12 protein-coding genes and 3 tRNA genes are annotated in these 16,574 nt (G+C 59.4%); 6 read left to right on the forward strand and 9 right to left on the reverse strand.

Annotated elements, in window-relative coordinates; translation table 11 throughout:
- Positions 1 to 155 precede the first annotated feature (155 nt).
- Entirely contained in the window at positions 156 to 2,864 is a 2,709-nt protein-coding gene (locus tag LNV07_RS11430) for a bifunctional acetate--CoA ligase family protein/GNAT family N-acetyltransferase (protein WP_263571296.1), read from the reverse strand.
- A gap of 60 nt (positions 2,865 to 2,924) precedes the next feature.
- Complete coding sequence (locus LNV07_RS11435; RefSeq protein ID WP_263571297.1) at positions 2,925 to 3,461, reverse strand: hypothetical protein; 537 nt, start codon at positions 3,459 to 3,461, stop codon at positions 2,925 to 2,927.
- A gap of 521 nt (positions 3,462 to 3,982) precedes the next feature.
- Here LNV07_RS11435 and LNV07_RS11440 point away from each other — a divergent pair.
- The 4 genes from LNV07_RS11440 (at position 3,983) to LNV07_RS11455 (ending at position 6,552) form a co-directional block, all read left to right on the forward strand.
- Positions 3,983 to 4,059 (forward strand) — tRNA-Pro (locus LNV07_RS11440).
- Between the two features lie 81 nt (positions 4,060 to 4,140).
- Positions 4,141 to 4,217, forward strand: a tRNA-Pro gene (locus LNV07_RS11445).
- A gap of 176 nt (positions 4,218 to 4,393) precedes the next feature.
- A complete protein-coding gene (locus tag LNV07_RS11450; protein ID WP_263571298.1) occupies positions 4,394 to 6,382 on the forward strand; it encodes an OPT family oligopeptide transporter in 1,989 nt (662 codons plus the stop codon).
- 93 nt (positions 6,383 to 6,475) lie between these two features.
- Positions 6,476 to 6,552, forward strand: a tRNA-Arg gene (locus LNV07_RS11455).
- Between the two features lie 607 nt (positions 6,553 to 7,159).
- Here the strand turns inward: LNV07_RS11455 and LNV07_RS11460 are convergent.
- Positions 7,160 to 7,852, reverse strand: coding sequence for a glutathione binding-like protein (locus LNV07_RS11460; protein WP_263571299.1), 693 nt, complete (start codon positions 7,850 to 7,852; stop codon positions 7,160 to 7,162).
- Between the two features lie 66 nt (positions 7,853 to 7,918).
- Between LNV07_RS11460 and LNV07_RS11465 the strand changes: the two genes are divergently transcribed.
- The gene (locus LNV07_RS11465) at positions 7,919 to 8,662 is read left to right on the forward strand and encodes a hypothetical protein (RefSeq protein ID WP_263571300.1); all 744 of its coding nucleotides are present in this window, start codon (positions 7,919 to 7,921) and stop codon (positions 8,660 to 8,662) included.
- On the opposite strand, the gene LNV07_RS11470 is transcribed toward LNV07_RS11465, so the two are convergent.
- The gene (locus LNV07_RS11470; protein WP_263571301.1) at positions 8,613 to 9,734 is read right to left on the reverse strand and encodes a phosphotransferase; all 1,122 of its coding nucleotides are present in this window, start codon (positions 9,732 to 9,734) and stop codon (positions 8,613 to 8,615) included. The genes LNV07_RS11465 and LNV07_RS11470 overlap by 50 nt on opposite strands.
- Positions 9,735 to 9,789: 55 nt before the next feature.
- Entirely contained in the window at positions 9,790 to 10,494 is a 705-nt protein-coding gene (locus tag LNV07_RS11475; RefSeq protein ID WP_263571302.1) for a Crp/Fnr family transcriptional regulator, read from the reverse strand.
- 233 nt (positions 10,495 to 10,727) lie between these two features.
- Here LNV07_RS11475 and LNV07_RS11480 point away from each other — a divergent pair, with 233 nt between their 5' ends.
- The gene (locus LNV07_RS11480) at positions 10,728 to 12,914 is read left to right on the forward strand and encodes a type IV pilus assembly protein FimV (protein ID WP_263571303.1); all 2,187 of its coding nucleotides are present in this window, start codon (positions 10,728 to 10,730) and stop codon (positions 12,912 to 12,914) included.
- Between the two features lie 57 nt (positions 12,915 to 12,971).
- Here the strand turns inward: LNV07_RS11480 and LNV07_RS11485 are convergent, their stop codons facing one another.
- From LNV07_RS11485 to lptF, 4 genes are read right to left on the reverse strand one after another with little or no spacing between them, the layout of a single operon-like run.
- On the reverse strand, positions 12,972 to 13,916 hold the full coding sequence (locus tag LNV07_RS11485; RefSeq protein WP_263571304.1) for a CysB family HTH-type transcriptional regulator: 945 nt from the start codon (positions 13,914 to 13,916) through the stop codon (positions 12,972 to 12,974).
- 2 nt (positions 13,917 to 13,918) lie between these two features.
- Positions 13,919 to 14,302: a sirohydrochlorin chelatase gene (locus LNV07_RS11490; RefSeq protein ID WP_263571305.1), complete on the reverse strand. Its 384-nt coding sequence runs from the start codon at positions 14,300 to 14,302 to the stop codon at positions 13,919 to 13,921.
- Between the two features lie 11 nt (positions 14,303 to 14,313).
- On the reverse strand, positions 14,314 to 15,471 hold the full coding sequence (gene lptG, locus LNV07_RS11495) for an LPS export ABC transporter permease LptG (RefSeq protein ID WP_263571306.1): 1,158 nt from the start codon (positions 15,469 to 15,471) through the stop codon (positions 14,314 to 14,316).
- Positions 15,468 to 16,568 (reverse strand): LPS export ABC transporter permease LptF, encoded by a 1,101-nt coding sequence (gene lptF, locus LNV07_RS11500; protein WP_263571307.1) that lies wholly within the window; start codon positions 16,566 to 16,568, stop codon positions 15,468 to 15,470. The genes lptG and lptF overlap by 4 nt, the downstream gene beginning before the upstream one ends.
- Positions 16,569 to 16,574: the final 6 nt, after the last annotated feature.

A 16,574-nucleotide genomic window follows, 5' to 3' on the forward strand; every position in this document is an offset into this window, starting at 1 on the left:
CACCCCGATTCGGACATTTGCCCTATATCGAAGGGTGAAATCAGTTTAGCTAATGGATTATTTGTTGCCTTGCGTTTTGGCAATCAAGTGCAAATTGAGCAAAACCGGCTTGTTTGCTTGCCTGCCGACTTGGCATTTTCGGGCATCTAGCCCCATCAAGCAGTCGCCACAGTAGCGCGCAAAATTTCTCCTGTACTCGGGTCTTGTAGCGGGCATTGCAGTTCCCGGACGCCTTCTCGGCTCGGCGGTCCGACGATGAAGCCGAGCTTTAGGCCCAGCTTCAACATGGCCTTGTTCTCCGCCAGCACCGTCGCCAACAGGCGCTGGGTGCTGCGCTCACGCAGCGTACGCATCAGCTTGCGCAGCAGCAGCTCACCCAGCCCATGGCCTTTCTGGTCGGAGCGGACGATGAGGCCGAACTCGGCGTCGTGGTTGTCGGGGTCGGCGGTGGCGCGCACCACGCCCAGGGTCTGCTCAACGCCGTCGCCACCGCTGACCACGGCCACGATCGCGGTCTCACGTTCATAGTCGATCTGGGTCAGCCTGGCCAGTTCGCTGCGCTCGATGCTGCGCCGGCTGTAGAACACCCGCAGGCGCACATCCTCGGGGTCTAGATGAGCCAGGAAGTCCAAGTGCTGACCTTCATCCTCAGGCTTGATCGGCCGCAGGGTCAAGCGCCGGCCTTGCCAAGTGACGGTTTCGATCAGGTGAGCCGGGTAGGGCCGGATGGCGAAGTTCGAGATGCCGCCGGGCTTGGCGGCGCTCAGGCGGACGCGCGCATCAAGCGCGATCAAACCCTGGGCATCGAGCAGCAAGGGGTTGATGTCCAACTCGGCGAGTTCGGGGATATCGGCCAGCATCTGTGCGACCGTGATCAAGAGCCGGTGCAGCGATTCCTGGTCGGCGGCCGGCGTGTGGCGATAGCCGCCGAGCAGCCGCGCCACCCGGGTGCGCTGCACCAAGCTGCGCGCCAGCACGGTGTTCAGCGGCGGCAGCGCCACGGCGCGGTCGGCCACCACCTCGGCGGCGGTGCCGCCTTGGCCGAACAGGATCACCGGCCCAAAGACGCTGTCGATGCTGGCGCCGACGATCAACTCATGGGCCTGGTTGCGGCGCTCCATCTTCTGCACCGAAAAACCGTCGATGCGTGCGCCCGGCTGGGTCTGGGCAAGGCGTGCCAGCATCGCCTGCGCGGCGCCCCGCACATCGGCCGCATTGTCCAGGTCCAGCGTCACCCCACCGACATCGGACTTGTGGGTAATTTCGGCCGACACAATCTTCAGCGCGACCGGATAGCCGAGCTGGTCCGCCGCGCTGGCCGCCTGCGCCGGATTCGGCCCGACGGCGCGGGTGGCCACCACCGGGATGCGATAGGCGCTGAGCAGCGCCTTGGCCTCGGGTTCGGTCAGTAGCGCCCGGCCCTGGGCCAGCGCCTGAGCGACCAGCGCGCGCGCCGCGTCGACATCGGCGGGCTGCTGTGCGGACATTTGCTCGGCCGGCGGTGCCTGCATCAGCTGCGCTTGGTTGCGGCGGTAGATCTGCAACATCGAAAAGGCCCGCACCGCTTCCTCGGGGCTGGCGAAACCGGCAATGCCGGCATGCTGAAAAATCCGCCGCGCCTCCTCGACCGCGCCTTCTCCGAGCCAGCAACTCAGCAGCCTTGGCGGTCCGCTGGCCGCCTGCGCCGCCAGCGCGGTGGCGATCTCGGCGCTCGGCACAATCGCGGTCGGCGCATGAATGAGCAGCACGGCGCCGGTGCGCGGGTCGTCGGCGAGCAAGCGCATGGCCTGCACATAACGCTCTACCGGCGCGTCGCCGATGATGTCGACCGGGTTGCCTCGCGACCAGTTGGCCGGCAACACCTCGTCCAGACGCTTGAGCATCTGCTCGCTGAGATCGGCCAGCTTCACGCCCGCATGCGAGGCCGCGTCGGCCGCCATCACGCCGGCACCGCCGCCATTGGTCAGAATAGTCAGCTCTTCGGAGCGGTTGCTTTGAAAACGGCTCAAGGTCTCGGCGGCCAGGAACAACTGCTGCAGGGTGTTCACCCGCAGCATGCCGGCGCGTGCGATGGCGGCCTCGTAGACCAGATCGGAGCCGGCCAGGGCGCCGGTGTGCGAGGCGGCGGCGCGCTGGCCTTGGCGGGAGCGCCCGGCCTTGACCACGATGACCGGCTTGTTGCGCGCCGCGGCACGCGCCGCCGACATGAATTTGCGCGGCGACTCGACCGACTCGATATAGAGCAGGATGGCCCGGGTGCGGAAGTCGCTGGCCAGAAAGTCCAGCATGTCGCCGAAGTCCACATCGGCATGCTCGCCCAGCGAGACGATGTGAGAAAAGCCAATCGCACGCGAGCGCGCCCAGTCCAGCATGGCCGTCAGCAGCGCGCCCGACTGCGACACGAAGGCGAGTTCGCCGGCCAGCGCATCGGTGTGGGCAAAGCTGGCATTCAGACCGATATGCGGCGCCAGCAGGCCGATGCAGTTGGGGCCGAGGATGCGCAGCAGATGGGGCTTGGCGGCGGCCAGCATGGCGGCGTTTTGCTCGGGGCTCAGGCCGGCGCTCAGCACGATGGCGGCGCGCGTGCCCAGCGCACCCAGCTCCGAGATCAGTCCGGCCACGCTGGCGGGCGGCGTGCAGATCAGGGCCAGTTCGGGCACCAGCGGCAGATCGGCCGCCCGGGCAAAAACCGCCTGCCCGTCGAGCTCTTGATGTTTGGGGTTGACCGCCAGCAGCCGGCCCTTGAAACCGCCGCAGCGCAGATTGCGCCAGACCGTGGCGCCGACGCTGAAGGGCCGCGCCGACGCGCCGAACACGGCGATGGAGGCCGGGTCGAACAAGGAATCGAGATTGCGGATGCTCATAGGCTGGGCCGAGCCGGGGGCTTCACCACCGGGCGCCGGTCAGCACGCAGCCGCGCTGACTCAGGAAAAGACGGCATCAAACTTGCGCCCGTCGCTGAGTTCGCATTGCCCCTGGCCGCCCGCGCCCATGCCCTTGGCGGGTGCCTTCAGGTGCAGCACGCAGCGCATGCGCAAGTCGCCCGGCCCTTGCAGGCGCGCAATCACCCGGCCCGAGTAATGCGTGACCAGGTCGGTGCCGTTACCTGCCGGACCCCAGGCCGGCCAATCTCGCCAGCCATGGCGCCAGCCTACCCAATAGGGGTCGAAGTGACGAAGATGGGTTTCCCGCGTGACCTGCATGAAGGGCCCGCTGAAGTTGGCGCCGTTGTCCAGCGTGGCGCTGAGGGTGCCGGTGACGCCGCCATCCTCGCTGGTCCAGGCGAAATTGATGGTCTTGCCTTCGCTGGTTGAAACGCTGTCGGTCATCCGGTGCCCGAGACCCGCGCCGCTGGAAGTTGTTGCGCAACCCTGTAGCAGCATCGCAGCCAGAGCGAGCGTCATCAGCAGAACCGCTGCGCGCCCTCCGCAGCAGATGAAATCCGAATTCGACGTTTGCATCAGGATCTCCGGTAGTCGTTGGCTAGCCATGTTGGCGGCTCGGCCCGTACCGACGATGAGTTAGCTCAATAAAGCCGCCGCAGCACGGTATCTGACAGGCTGCTGAAATACATCACGCGACCACCACGAGTGCGCTTCAAATAGGCCTTGTCAACTGAGTCGTTCGCATTCCAATACTCACTGCGCTGCGGGCAACTTCACCGGAAACCTGCTGCAGGAGATGTTTCAACAGGTGCTCTATAGCGTGCACGCAGAGCGCCAATTGGCATGGATCTATTGCTGCGTCGTGGTCACTGTCGCTGAAGAGCGATAGGTCAAAGTCGGCGCCGACAAAGGCCGTGACGGGAGGCGGGATGCGTCAAGTGTTGGTGCGAGGACTGAACGACGAATATTTCGAATTGCAAAGATGAGGAGGTCTCGGGTTCCCAATATTCCCGAATTGGAAATTCGCAGCTCGTTTCAACATTTCAAGAAAATCCTTGCGCACCCACCAAAAAGCAGGCTAGAATAGTTGTCTTAGTCGGGGCGTAGCGCAGCCTGGTAGCGCATCTGCTTTGGGAGCAGAGGGTCGTGAGTTCGAATCCCACCGCCCCGACCAAGAACTTTTTAAAAGTTAGTTGATTTACCATTTTGAATGGCCTGTTGCGAGTTGAATTGCAGCAGGTTTTTTAATCTCAGTCGGGGCGTAGCGCAGCCTGGTAGCGCATCTGCTTTGGGAGCAGAGGGTCGTGAGTTCGAATCCCACCGCCCCGACCAAGAATATTTAAAGAAACCCGTTGCAAGCTTGCTTGCGGCGGGTTTTTTTATTTCAGAAACGATTTGCTTCATCCCTTGAGGTGCCCTGGGTATCCTCGGCTATTCCTGGGCGCGTCGTGCGGACAAAATCCGCAGCATTGGGCAACACCATGCCCGCAACCCATTTCTCTTTCCTCATGGCTATCCAACAACTGACCGACGAGCAGATACGCACCTGGACCCGGGCGCAAAAAGACGAATGGTGGTTCACAAATGTCTACCGAGGCAGCATGCCGCAGCTGACCTTGCGTGCCGCCTTGACCGGATTTCTACTCGGCGCAATTTTGGCCGCGACCTCGCTCTATATCGGTGGCAAAACCGGCATCGGCATCGGCGTCGGCTTGACCTCGGTCATTTTGTCTTTCGCACTCTTTCGTGCCTTGCACGCCGCGGGTCTGGCGGAGGACTACACCATTCTTGAGAACAACTGTACTCAGTCGATCGCAACGGCCGCAGGCTATGTGGTGATGCCGCTGTTCTCCAGTTTGGCGGCCTATATGTTGATCACCGGTCGCATCATCCCCTGGTGGCAGATGATGATCTGGATGGTGGTGATCTCCATCCTCGGCGTCTTGGTGGCCTTCCCGATGAAGCGGCGTTTCATCAACGAGGACCAGTTGCCTTTCCCTGAGGGGCGGGCCAGCGGCGTGGTACTTGATTCGCTCTATACCGGCGATGCCGCCGAGGGTGTCTATAAAGCGCGCTTGTTGGGCTTGGTTGCGGGCGCTACTGCCCTCTATCAGGCGATAGTCAGTGATGGGTGGATGAAGCTCTTGCAGTTCAAGATTCTGCGCATGGACCAATGGGCCGGTATGAAGGAGCCATGGCATCTGCATGAGCGAATGGACACCTACTACTACCAGGTTGCAGCCAAGGCTGAGCTATGGATGCCCAAGATCATGGGTGTGGATTTCCGCGTGCTGGGTCTGCGCTTTACGCTGGACGCCGCCATGCTGGGCGTCGGTGGCTTGATGGGGATTGCGGTCGCCAGCAGTTGCATGCTGGGCTCCTTCATCAATTTTGTGATTCTGGCACCCATCATGATCAATGCCGGCGAGATCGCTCAGCGCGTGTCGCCGACCGGCGCGATGGTGGCGATTTCGCGTGCCGAGATTGTCAACCAGTGGTCCCTCTGGTGGGGTGTGACGATGATGGTCACCGGTTCCATCGTCAGCTTGCTGGCCAAGCCGGAACTCTTCATGAGCATCTTCAAGTCATGGGGCAAGAAGACCGACGTGGCTCCTCAAGGCCCAGATCTTTTGGCGCATATCGAGGTGCCGCTGTGGATTTCTTATATCGGTGTGCCGGTTTTCGGCTTCTTGGGAGCTTGGGTCACCCATGTGTTTTTTGATGTGCCTATGTTCTTGGCCCTGGTTTCGCTGCCGCTGATCTTTGTGCTGACCATCATTTGCACCAATGCAATGGCTTTGACCTCATGGACGCCGACCGGCGCGCTGTCAAAGATCACTCAATTCACCATGGGTGCGATTGATCGCAGCAACCCCGCCAGCAATTTGTTGCCGGCCGGTATGACGTCCGAGATCGCCTCCAATGCCGCCAACCTGCTTTCCGACATCAAGCCTGGCTATATGTTGGGCGGCAAGCCCAGGCACCAGGCGATTGGCCATGTCATCGGTATTCTGGCTGGTGTGATTGCCTGCGTGCCCCTGTACTTCTTGCTGTTTTTGCCGGCCGACGCGAATGGGGTCAGGTCAACCGCCACCTTGGTGTCCGAGCAGTTTGCGATGCCGGCCGCTTTGCAGTGGAAGGGCGTGGCCGAGTTGATCGCCAAAGGCTTGCAGGGCCTGCCGGCTTCGGCCTTGGTGGCGATGTTTGTTGCCTTTGTCAGCGCAGTTGCGATCGAGGTGATGCGCATCATCACCAAGGGTCGCTTCCCGCTCTCGTCGGTCTCGATCGGCTTGGGCGTTGTGTTGCCACCTGAGTCCGTCTTCGCAATGTGGATCGGCGCATTATTGTTCTGGTTCATGGGCCGTAAATACAAGGCGGCCGGAACGCCGGGCAATCGCCTTTGGGTCGATGGTTGTGAGCCCATCTGCGCCGGGCTGATTTCGGGCGCAGCCCTGATGGGCATTGGCAATGCGATCGTCAACGTGTTGTTGAATTAAGCGCCTTGTTCGCTTGTGTGACAGGAGCGGGCATCAAATAGGGTCCAGCTCATGTCACAATCGCGGCCCTATTGAGCTGCAAGCAGTTCATGCCCGACCATAGCTCAACCGGATAGAGCACCCGCCTTCTAAGCGGGCGGTTGCAGGTTCGATTCCTGCTGGTCGGACCAATCAGACGACTGATGGTTCGGCGCGCACTGAAATGCTGTTTTTGATTCGAAGTGGGGCAATCGTTCTCACGTCAACATTGCTTTTTATCTGAGTCAAGCGGTGAAAGCACCGGTTCAGCCCCAGTCGTGGCCGAGTGTGTTGGCCGTGGTCGCATTTCGAGTCCCGGAAAAACGGAAAAACGAGTTCTGTGATCGCCTCAGTCTGCGCTTTCAACCCGCAGATTCAAAGGGGGTCGAACTGTCTGGAAGGCGGGTCACCCTATGGTCTTGTGAGCTTTTGAGTCCGCTTCACAGCGACTTTCTGGCCAAGCCAAGAGCCGCAACCATGTACTGGAAATGGCCTTTTTGTGTGACCCGCAAAAGTTGACCTTGAAGGCGCGCCTGCGACTGTGTCCAGTGTTTGAGAGAAGGGATCGCGCGTCGCAAATGCTGGTCTACGAATAGGGGAGCCGCTCTACATCAGCGAGCGTGACTTCGAATTCACACGGCTTGGACTTGATCGTCTCAATCCGCTGTTGCCAGGGCAAGCGATGGCAGAGGAGTCTCTATCGCAGTCGAGGGCGGATCATCGAACCTTGATCGGTCCAAGCCGCTGATTTGCGTTCAATCAATGCCGTCTATATTGCTTCTCTCCGAATAGATTTTCTCTCGCTTTTTCGTCGGTAAGTGGCTTGTGTTGTTCGGACATAACCCCCAGGCCACGCAGCACCGCTGGGCGGGCTGAAATTTCGTCGAACCACCCCTTCAAATGCGGGTAGTCGCTCAACTCGACGCCCTGATTTTTCCAGGATCTGAGCCATGGAAACACGGCAATATCGGCAATGCTGTAGTGGCTTCCGCCTAGATAGGTTGAGCCGGCCAGGCGCGTATTCATCACCTTGTAAAGACGCTGTGCTTCACTGCTGTATCGATCAATGGCGTATTTGATTTTTTCGGGCGCGTAGATACGAAAGTGGTGGGTCTGCCCGAGCATGGGGCCGACAGCTCCAATTTGAAACATCAGCCATTGCAAGACTTCGTACTTGCCTGCGGTGTCGCTAGGCAAGAACTTGCCCGTCTTGCCGGCCAAATACAGCAGAATGGCCCCAGATTCGAACAAGGAGATCGGTTTGTTGTCCGGCCCTGCGGGGTCGATCAGCGCAGGAATCTTGTTATTTGGACTGATGGAGAGGAATTTATGCTCGAATTGGGCGCCACTGCTTATGTCCACGGGGATCACCCGATATGGCAAACCGCATTCTTCCAACATGATGTGAACCTTGTGGCCGTTAGGAGTAGGCCATGAATACACTTCGATCATTTTGTTCTCCACCGGTCAAAGGAGGCGCGGTTTGCGTCTTCACCGTTCAGCGCATTGTCCTAGCTCATGTTTTTTAAGCAAGTAAAACACTGGTTTGTTGCTCGTGCGAGTTCGGCTCGCTGGCGACCCATTCACGACTGGGCGGAAAGCCGCAATGCGCATTTCCGTATCGCCAAGGACGGGCGAGGTTTCTTGATCGAGCAGCCCAAGGCCTTGCCCGGCAGTCTGCGCATCGAGTGGGGGCCGTCGCAGCGCGCTTACATCGAGGGCAATGAGTTGCGTATGCGCTGTGAGTTGCGCTTGCACGGCGATTTGCAGATGATGGTCTTGTGCCGGACTTTGATGGATCAGTTGGAGTCGGCGGTGTTTGAGGCCTATACCGACACCCTCAAGACCCGCGTCGACACCGACACGCCCGAGGAAATGCGTTGGTTGGTGATGTTCCCGAAGTTCACTCAAATCAGCTCCAAGCTGGTGCGCCAACGCTTTGGTGCCGTCGGCGTGAACAAGGAGTTGGTTGCAGCTTGGTTGGAGGGCGATTTGAGCGAAGTTCTGGCTCAGGCGAGCCAAGACTTGCTGCCCGAGGGCCAGCCATTTGTGTTGATGACAATGCGCGGCAATGCCTACTTGCGCACGGCCATGGCCGTGCCTTCTCTGCAGAGTATCCAGGGCCTGGTCAAGGTGCTGGAGTTGGCGTGTCGAGAGTTGCAGAAGGTGAACGAGAAGCTGACCGACCGCGGACCGTGGCCGACCACCACATCTATTGCTTGGCAGAGTTCGCGTCCGGACGAAGATCCGGCTCAGGCTTGACCAAGCGCCGAGCGAATACCCAGGCCAATTCCGCCAGCGGTTTGGCGCCCGCAGCCGCAGCGCGTGCCTGATCGCTTGAGGCCGTGCCGGCGCTGATTCGTTTGCCAATGCCTTGCAAAATTGCCGCGATGCGGAACAAGTTGTAAGCCAAATAGAAGTTCCAGTCCTGCTCTATCAGGGCAATGTCGGCTCGACCCGTTCGCTCGCAATAACGGCGTACATAGTCGGTTTCGGCCGGGATTCCCAGAGTGGCCAAGTCCAAGCCACCGAGTCCGCGGGCTGCGGCCGAGCTTTGAATATGCCAAGTCATGCAGTGGTAGCTGAAGTCGGCCAAAGGATGGCCCAGGGTCGATAGCTCCCAATCCAGCACCGCGATCACGCGCGCTTGTTCGGGGTGAAAGACCAAGTTATCTAATCTGAAATCGCCATGCACTATGGCGACCTCGCGCTCATCAAGGGCCGAGGCCGGAATATTGCCGGGGAGCCAGTCCATCAACTTGTCCATGGCTTCGATGGGTTCGGTCACCGATGCCAGATATTGCTTGCTCCAGCGGCTGATTTGCCGTTCAAAGTAGTTGCCGGGTTTGCCGTAGTTGGCCAGACCAATGGCTTGCGGGTCGACCCGGTGCAGGGCCGCGATCACTCGGTTCATTTCGTCAAAAATGGCCGCACGCTCTTGCGTACTCATGCCCGGCAAGGCGGGATCCCAAAGCACTCGGCCGGGCATGAACTCCATGATGTAGAACGCCCGGCCGATGACCGACTCGTCTTCGCAGAGCGCCAACATGGCGGGCACCGGTACCTCGCTGCCCGCCAGCGCTGACATGACCTTGAACTCGCGCTCGATGGCATGAGCAGAAGGCAAGAGCTTGACCATCGGTGCGGGCTTGGCGCGCATCACATAGGCTTGGCTTGGTGTATTCAGCTTGTAGGTGGGATTGGATTGGCCGCCTTTGAATTGCTCGATGCTCAATGGGCCTGTAAAGCCGGCAATATGCATCTTGAGCCAAGCGCTGAGCGCCTCGTTGTCAATGGCTTGTGTTGGTGCTCGGGTTCCGCTGAATTCGTCCATGAATCTCTTTAAAATTGATTGCAGAAATGGCCGGCACCGGTCAAGCGTAGATCAGCTATCGATTGGCGATGGCCATCAGCTTTTCTTTGCTCAGCACGACCAAGCGGGTGGGTTCGACGCGAACCGCCCCGTCGCGCTCGAAGGCCTTCAATTCTTGATTGACACGCTGCCGAGAGGCGCCCAGCAACTGCGCCAAATCCTCTTGCGCCAGTTGCAGGCCGATGCGGATTTCGTCGCCCTGCAATACGCCGTAGGAGCGCGCTAGCAGCAAGATTTGTTTGGCCAGACGCGAAGCGAGGGGCAGGGTGTTGAGATCCTCGATTGCATCGAACATCAGACGCAAACGTCGGCAATTCAGGCGCAGCAAGGCCTCGTAGAGTTCGGTGTGAAGCTGCAGCAATTCCCTGAAGTCCGGCTTGCGCACAATCAGCAGCGTGGTGTCTCCGTGGGTGGTCGCATCGTGGGTACGGGGCATGCCGTCGAATAGCGAAATGTCGCCAAACCATGTTCCGGGCTCCACATAAGTCAAAGACACTTGTTTGCCGGCCAATGAGACCGAGCTGATACGGACGGCGCCTTTGGCTACGCCCACCCATTCTTCGGCAGCTTCACCTCGGTAAGACAGTAAAGCGCCATCGTCCAATCGGCGCACCGTTGCGCGTGACAAAATATCGTTGCGCAAGGGCTCCGATAATCTGGCAAACCAAGAACCCGCATCAATCTTGCTGCGTTCGGTGAGTGTAAGAACAGTGCTATTCATGCTTTGTCGCTGACGTGACAACAGGGAGGTTGCCATCTTGCCGGCCATTGTCCATGAGCTGCGCGGCCTTCGCTTTGTGGGCAGTGATGGATGGGCCTCAAAGCGCTCACCTGCCTGGACCGGCTTGGCTGGGCGCTGTGTGCGGGCACATATACAACGTCGGTCTTTATGGCACGATTGAAGCCCGGCCAGCCATGCTAGAGTCAGCCGAAATAACATTGGCCCCCCCCGGCATGGACCGAGACACCGTAGCGCCCCCTTTCTTTTTGCGCGCCTCCAGCTTGGGCGTCTGCTTGCTGAGTACCTTGGCATTTGGCTTCATGGGCAACGCCCATGCGCTAGGTATGGGTCGCCCGCAAGTGCAGTCTGCGCTGGGTCGGCCGCTCTTGCTTTCGCTCCCGCTCAGCCTCAGCTCAGGCGAATCTTTGTCGATGGACTGCGTGTTTGTCGAGGTCACGGCCGGCACGAAAAAATTGCCGGGCAACTCGGTCAGTGTGCGACTTGAGGGCGAGAGCGAAAACACCCTGCGCTCGATCCTGGTGCTGAGTTCGGTGCCGATTGAGGAGCCCATTCTCAATGTGTCTTTGAGCTTGGGTTGCCCGGTGCGGTTGACTCGGCAGTTCAGCGCCTTGATGGATCCGCCGTTGGGGCATGACCAGACTGCGGCTGATGCTCGTTCTGTGGTTGCGAGCCCTAGAGCCCTGTCGCCGGCCTTGCGGGCGGCATTGGCCACTTCTGATGCCAAGCCCGAGGCCTTGATGGGTGCAGGACTGTCAGGCAAGGTTGGCCAAGAGCGTTTGATCTCCTCCAAAGAGTCGGCTCCGCAGATCGCCAAAGGGTCGAAGCAGCAGGCCAATAAGCAAGCAGACCCGCCAGCAAGCGGGGACGCCAATTCGCTTGACTCCGTCGGCTCGCGTAGTGCCCGCCATGTCAAAGCGGCTAGGCCGGCTTTGAAAGTGGCGACAGGCTTAAAAGCTAACGAATCGTTCGAACAGGTATCTGTTCCTTTGGCTGCGCCCAAAGATTCGGCACAGCCACAGCTGCGCTTGGAGTCCGTGGATGCAAGCCAAGCTCCGGCAGGCAGCTCGGCCTCGGAGGCTGAGGCGGCCATGGCCCGCTTACGAACAGTCGAGTCCGGTCTAATCAGCATGCAAGCCGAATTCCGTAGCAATGCTCAGAAGTTGATCGCATTGAAGGACGAGAGTTCCGGTGCAAGGACCGCTCACGGCAATGAAGAACTCAAGGTTTTGCCATGGGGCTTGGCTGCCTTGGCCCTTCTGTTTGGAGGTGGCTTGGGCTATCGTTTGCGTGGCCGAGGTGGCGAGCAGCGTGGGCAGGACCGCAACTGGTGGGGGCAGGAATCAAATGAAGCTGTGCCCGAGGGGGCAAAAGCCGGTGCGCTGCTTGTGGCCAGCAACGCACGACAGGAGCGTCAAGCCCTGGTTGAAGGGCAGCCCGGCGCAGACGATGGCAGCAAACCGGCCGAAGCGGATTTTGGCCCGGCCCGCACAGTCTCAATGGAAGAACATACGATTGCCTTGCCGCACAATGTCGATGCCGAGCCGGCTTTTGTACATAGTGCGTTGATGGCCGAGTTGCCGGACAAAGAGGTATCCGGCTTGGTGCGGATTTCCCAGTTGATGGGCAGTGAATTGAGCCTTGAGCCGCTGAGTGTGCAGTTCATTGACCCGGCGGCCCCCAAGGCTGTGGCGATCCAGGCTGGAATAGCTGAGCCGGGCAAGGCGCCGTCAAAAGGGCCGCATCTGGTCAGCGTCGAGGAGTTGATTGATCTGGAGCAGCAAGTCGACTTCTTCTTGGTCTTGGGCCAAGACGAGGCGGCGGTCGATTTGTTGCAGGCTCAATTGAAAAATGATGTCGCCGCTGGAGGCGGATCGGCCTTGCCTTATTTGAAGCTGATGGAGATCTGTCAGCAGCGCGGTGACGCGTTGGCATTTGCCGATATCGCGGGCCAATATGCGGTCCAGTTCAAGGCGCGGCCGCCGGCTTGGGATCTCGATTTGGAGCAGGGTCGTGGGCTGGAGGCTTATGACGATGTGATTCAGGGTTTGCAAGCGCGCTGGGCCGATAGCAGCGCCAGCATGTCAAGCCTGCAAAAGCTGTTGTCGTCCCGGGACGAGCGCTCGGCTTGCTTTGACCTGCCGGCGCTACGTGACCTCTTGTTGCTGTACAGCGTGGCCCGTGATCGCTCCGAACACGAGGTAAGAGGCGAGGAAATTGACCTCTTTTTGCCCTTGGACGCAAACGACGTGGCCGGCAATCCGACCGGCTTTGATCTGATGGCCACCATGGTGTGGCAGGGAAAAGCGGGCGCTAGCGCGCCGCCGGCGGACGTGGACATCTTGCTGGATGACTCGCGGGCCGGCTTGAGCTCGACGATTGCCAGCTCAGACAAGCCCTGATGCGGGCTTGAAAAAGTTCAAATTTCGAAAAGCCTGGCCATCGACAAAGAAGCTCGATTACAGGCTGTAATCACTGGCGTCGCCGTTCATGGCTCGCTCCAGCAAGTGGCGGTTCAGACGATCGGACAGCAACTCCGCAAAACTGTAGACATAGTTGCGCAGATAGGCGCCTCGCTTGAAGGCAATTCGGGTGACGTTTTGCCCGAAAAGGTGGCCCAGCGGACGAGACAGCAGATCCCCGCCCGGCGGATCTTCGCGCACCGCCATTTCGGCCACGATGCCAATGCCCATGCCCAAGCGAACATAGGTTTTGATCACATCGGAGTCGATCGCTTCCAATACGAAATTGGGGTGCAAATTGCGCGCGGCAAAGGCCTTGTCGATGCGCGTACGCCCGGTAAAACTGGGGTGATACGAGACGATCGGCTCGCCGGCCAATTGCTCCAATGTAGGGCGCTCAACTTGCGCCAGTGGATGGTGCTCGGGCACCACCAAAACATGCTGCCACTCATAGCAGGGGAGACTGACCAACTCATCGATATGGGCCAGTGATTCTGTCGCCAGCCCGACATCGGCGCTGTCATCCAGCAGCATGCGGACGACTTGATCCGGTGTGCCTTGATGCAAGCTGACCCGGACCAGCGGCAATTGGCGCCGCAGTTGTGCCACCGGCCCTGGCAAGACATAACGCGCTTGCGTGTGGGTGGTGGCAATCGAAAGGGTGCCGCTGTCCTGCTTTGAAAATTCCTCGCCAATGCGCTTCAAATTGCCGACTTCGCGCATGATGATTTCTATCGCCGCCAGCACCTGCTGGCCGGGCTCTGTGATGCGGCGCAGGCGCTTGCCATGGCGCGAGAAAATGTCGATGCCCAGCTCTTCTTCCAGCTCCAAAATTGCCTTTGAAACGCCGGGCTGCGAGGTGAATAAGGCCTTGGCCGTCTCGGTCAGGTTGAGGTTTCTCCGCGCGGCCTCCTGTACAAATCTGAACTGGTGCAGATTCATTCCTAGCCTTCGGACTCACGGCCAAGCCAAGCCAGACTCGACTCGGTCATCGCTTGAAGAACGGCTTCTTGTTCCCCAAGGGCCGTGTGCAACTGCCAGTCCACCGACGTACCAAAGTCGGCTCGCAGCCGCTCGAGCATGGGCGGGATATCGCGCCTCACATGACCGCCGGTGCCCAGGAACATTGGCACAATATGAATCCGCCGGCAGCCACGTGCAACGAGTGCGCGCGCCGCGGCTTCCAGCTCGGGCTGCATGAACTCAAGGTAGGCCAAGGCCAGCGGCAGTTGGGGGCGACTGAGCGCAATTCGCCGCGCCACCTCCTCGAAGGGCCTAGCCCATTCGGGGTCACGTGCGCCATGAGCAAAGAGTAGTAAACCGTCCATAAATTGTGTTTTCAGCGGTAACGCACCAGCCAGCCGAAGGCCGCCAATGACAGGGCAAGATAGAAGAGACTAGGCCCGGTAGCCACGATCCATGGCACCCAGTTTTGCAATATGCCGACATGGCCTGCAACGTTGTTGAGCAAGATAAAACTAATGCCCAGCATGATGCCGCCAAAAACCTTCAAGCTGATGCCACCGGCACGGCCGTGCAAATAGGCAAAAGGCAGCGCCAGTGCCACCATCACAAAGCAGGCAAAGGGGTAGATCGCTTTGCGCCAAAACTGAATCTTGTGCGCTTGCGCGGATTGCTCCTGCGCCGATAAATGCTGGGTATAACGGTAAAGCTCCAGTGTCGACATCGAGGTGGCTGGAAGCACTGCCGCCGCGATCACGCCGGCATGCAGTGAACTCTTCCAGTTCAATTCGTCCAGCTTGGTTTCGCGCACGACGCGCCTTGCATCAATGCCTCCGCCCATGCCGCCCTTGATGTCGCTTGAGTCGCTGGTTTGCTTGGCCGCTAACCAATCAGTTTGAGTGACGTCAGATAGCCTCCAGTAGCCCTTGGCATCAACGACCGCTTGTTTGGCGGCCAACCGAGAAACCAATCCCCCCGCGTCATCGAACTCGAAAATTCGCACACCTTGCAATCGGCCCGACGCGTCGGCTTGACTCACGTTGATCGAAAAACTCCGCTCTTGCCCGGCGATAAGTTGATGGTCTTTCAACCAGGCGCCACGGCTTCCTTGCGCCGATGCACCGACGAAACGAGTTCGCATGAGGTCGGCTTGAAGGTCGAAGTAGGGCACCACAAAGTCGCCGACGAAGAAGGTCAGCGCCGCAAAGGCGGTGGCCAGATAGGCGAGCAAGCCAAGCGCGCGTCCCGGCCCCAACCCACCTGTGCGCAAAATCGTGAACTCGCTTGACTGCGCCAGTCTGGCCAAGGAGAAGATGCTGCCGATCAAGACGGCAATCGGAAACAGCTGATAAAAATGACCAGGGATGTCCGTCAAGGCCAGCAGCGCAGCCTTTAAGGCGCCGGCCTCGATTCGACCAATGTTGTCGAGTTCATCAACAAAGTCGATGAAGAAGAACAGCGAAAGAAAAGCCAGCGAAACAAAAAACACCGCCCCGACGATGTCCCGGTACAACAGGCGGCGAACCGTTCTCATGCCCCCACTCCTGCGGGTTTGCGTCGAAAGAAGCCGATGCAATTGCCCCGGTCGCGCAACCACATCACCGCCAAGGCCAGCAGGAATATGCCGCCGTGGACCGCCAGCAAAGTCGTCCCCATGCTGCTTCGCCCATTGCTGACCCAGCCTTGACTCAGACCGATCAGGTTGAAATAGACCACAAAGCTAAGAAGCGCAAACAGCAGGTTCCAGTTGTTGGCCCGGCGCGGATTGGTGGCCGCCATGCCTATGCCCAAAAACATCATGTTGAAGCAAGCCAGGCTCATGCCAAAGCGCCATGTCAATTCGGCGTTATTGGCAGCGGAGGGCGCACGGAGCAGGTCCAGCGTGGGTGTCGCCTTGGGCTTTAATTTGTCAGCGCTGCGCAAGACTTGGCTGTCGGCCAAGATCCTGTATTGTTCAAATTTTGCAAGTGATCGCTCACCGGTCAACGCATTGGCTTCATTGCGCTGACCCTGGTTCAGCACCAGAAAGCGGTCGGTGTCGGTCAATTCAATGTGGCCCTTGGAGGCGGTGGTCACTGATTCGGTTTTGTCTTTGTTGGACAAGATGAATACATTGCGCCCGGTACGCTCGTCCTGGCTGTCGCGCTCGATGAAAAATACACTGTTGCCGTCGCGCGATGATTGAAATTGCCCTGGTGCCACTCGCGAGAGGTCGCTGCGCTTTTGATAGCGTTCACGCAGTTGAGCGCTGTTCTGATTGCCCCAAGGCCAGACAATCAACTGCAACACAATCACCACCAACAAGACCGGAAGGCTCATGCGCAACACCGGTTTGACGAAGCGGCTCAGACCAATGCCGCTGGAAAACCAGATAGTCATCTCAGACTCGCGGTACATGCGGCCCAAGGACGCCACGACGGCGATGAATAGCGACAGGGTCAGCATCGTGGGCAGATGAGACAGCGAGGCGTAGGCCATCAACAGCATCACGTCTTGTGGGGCGACATTGCCGCCAGCGGCTTGACCGAGGGTGCGAATCAACATCATCGTGAGCACGATGGTGAGGATCACCACAAAGGTGACACCGAAGCTGCGGGCAAGTTCTGATCGTACTGAGGAATCGAATAACATCCGGGC

It is taken from the genome of Roseateles oligotrophus, from assembly GCF_025717515.1.
Lineage (GTDB): Bacteria > Pseudomonadota > Gammaproteobacteria > Burkholderiales > Burkholderiaceae_C > Paucibacter_A > Paucibacter_A oligotrophus.

What these genes read in the sequence shown, in the direction of transcription:
- LNV07_RS11430 (WP_263571296.1), bottom strand. Translation starts at nt 2,864, where the DNA reads ATGAGCATCCGCAATCTCGATTCCTTGTTCGACCCGGCCTCCATCGCC.
- LNV07_RS11435 (WP_263571297.1), bottom strand. Translation starts at nt 3,461, where the DNA reads ATGCAAACGTCGAATTCGGATTTCATCTGCTGCGGAGGGCGCGCAGCG.
- LNV07_RS11450 (WP_263571298.1), top strand. Translation starts at nt 4,394, where the DNA reads ATGGCTATCCAACAACTGACCGACGAGCAGATACGCACCTGGACCCGG.
- LNV07_RS11460 (WP_263571299.1), bottom strand. Translation starts at nt 7,852, where the DNA reads ATGATCGAAGTGTATTCATGGCCTACTCCTAACGGCCACAAGGTTCAC.
- LNV07_RS11465 (WP_263571300.1), top strand. Translation starts at nt 7,919, where the DNA reads ATGTTTTTTAAGCAAGTAAAACACTGGTTTGTTGCTCGTGCGAGTTCG.
- LNV07_RS11470 (WP_263571301.1), bottom strand. Translation starts at nt 9,734, where the DNA reads ATGGACGAATTCAGCGGAACCCGAGCACCAACACAAGCCATTGACAAC.
- LNV07_RS11475 (WP_263571302.1), bottom strand. Translation starts at nt 10,494, where the DNA reads ATGAATAGCACTGTTCTTACACTCACCGAACGCAGCAAGATTGATGCG.
- LNV07_RS11480 (WP_263571303.1), top strand. Translation starts at nt 10,728, where the DNA reads ATGGACCGAGACACCGTAGCGCCCCCTTTCTTTTTGCGCGCCTCCAGC.
- LNV07_RS11485 (WP_263571304.1), bottom strand. Translation starts at nt 13,916, where the DNA reads ATGAATCTGCACCAGTTCAGATTTGTACAGGAGGCCGCGCGGAGAAAC.
- LNV07_RS11490 (WP_263571305.1), bottom strand. Translation starts at nt 14,302, where the DNA reads ATGGACGGTTTACTACTCTTTGCTCATGGCGCACGTGACCCCGAATGG.
- lptG (WP_263571306.1), bottom strand. Translation starts at nt 15,471, where the DNA reads ATGAGAACGGTTCGCCGCCTGTTGTACCGGGACATCGTCGGGGCGGTG.
- lptF (WP_263571307.1), bottom strand. Translation starts at nt 16,568, where the DNA reads ATGTTATTCGATTCCTCAGTACGATCAGAACTTGCCCGCAGCTTCGGT.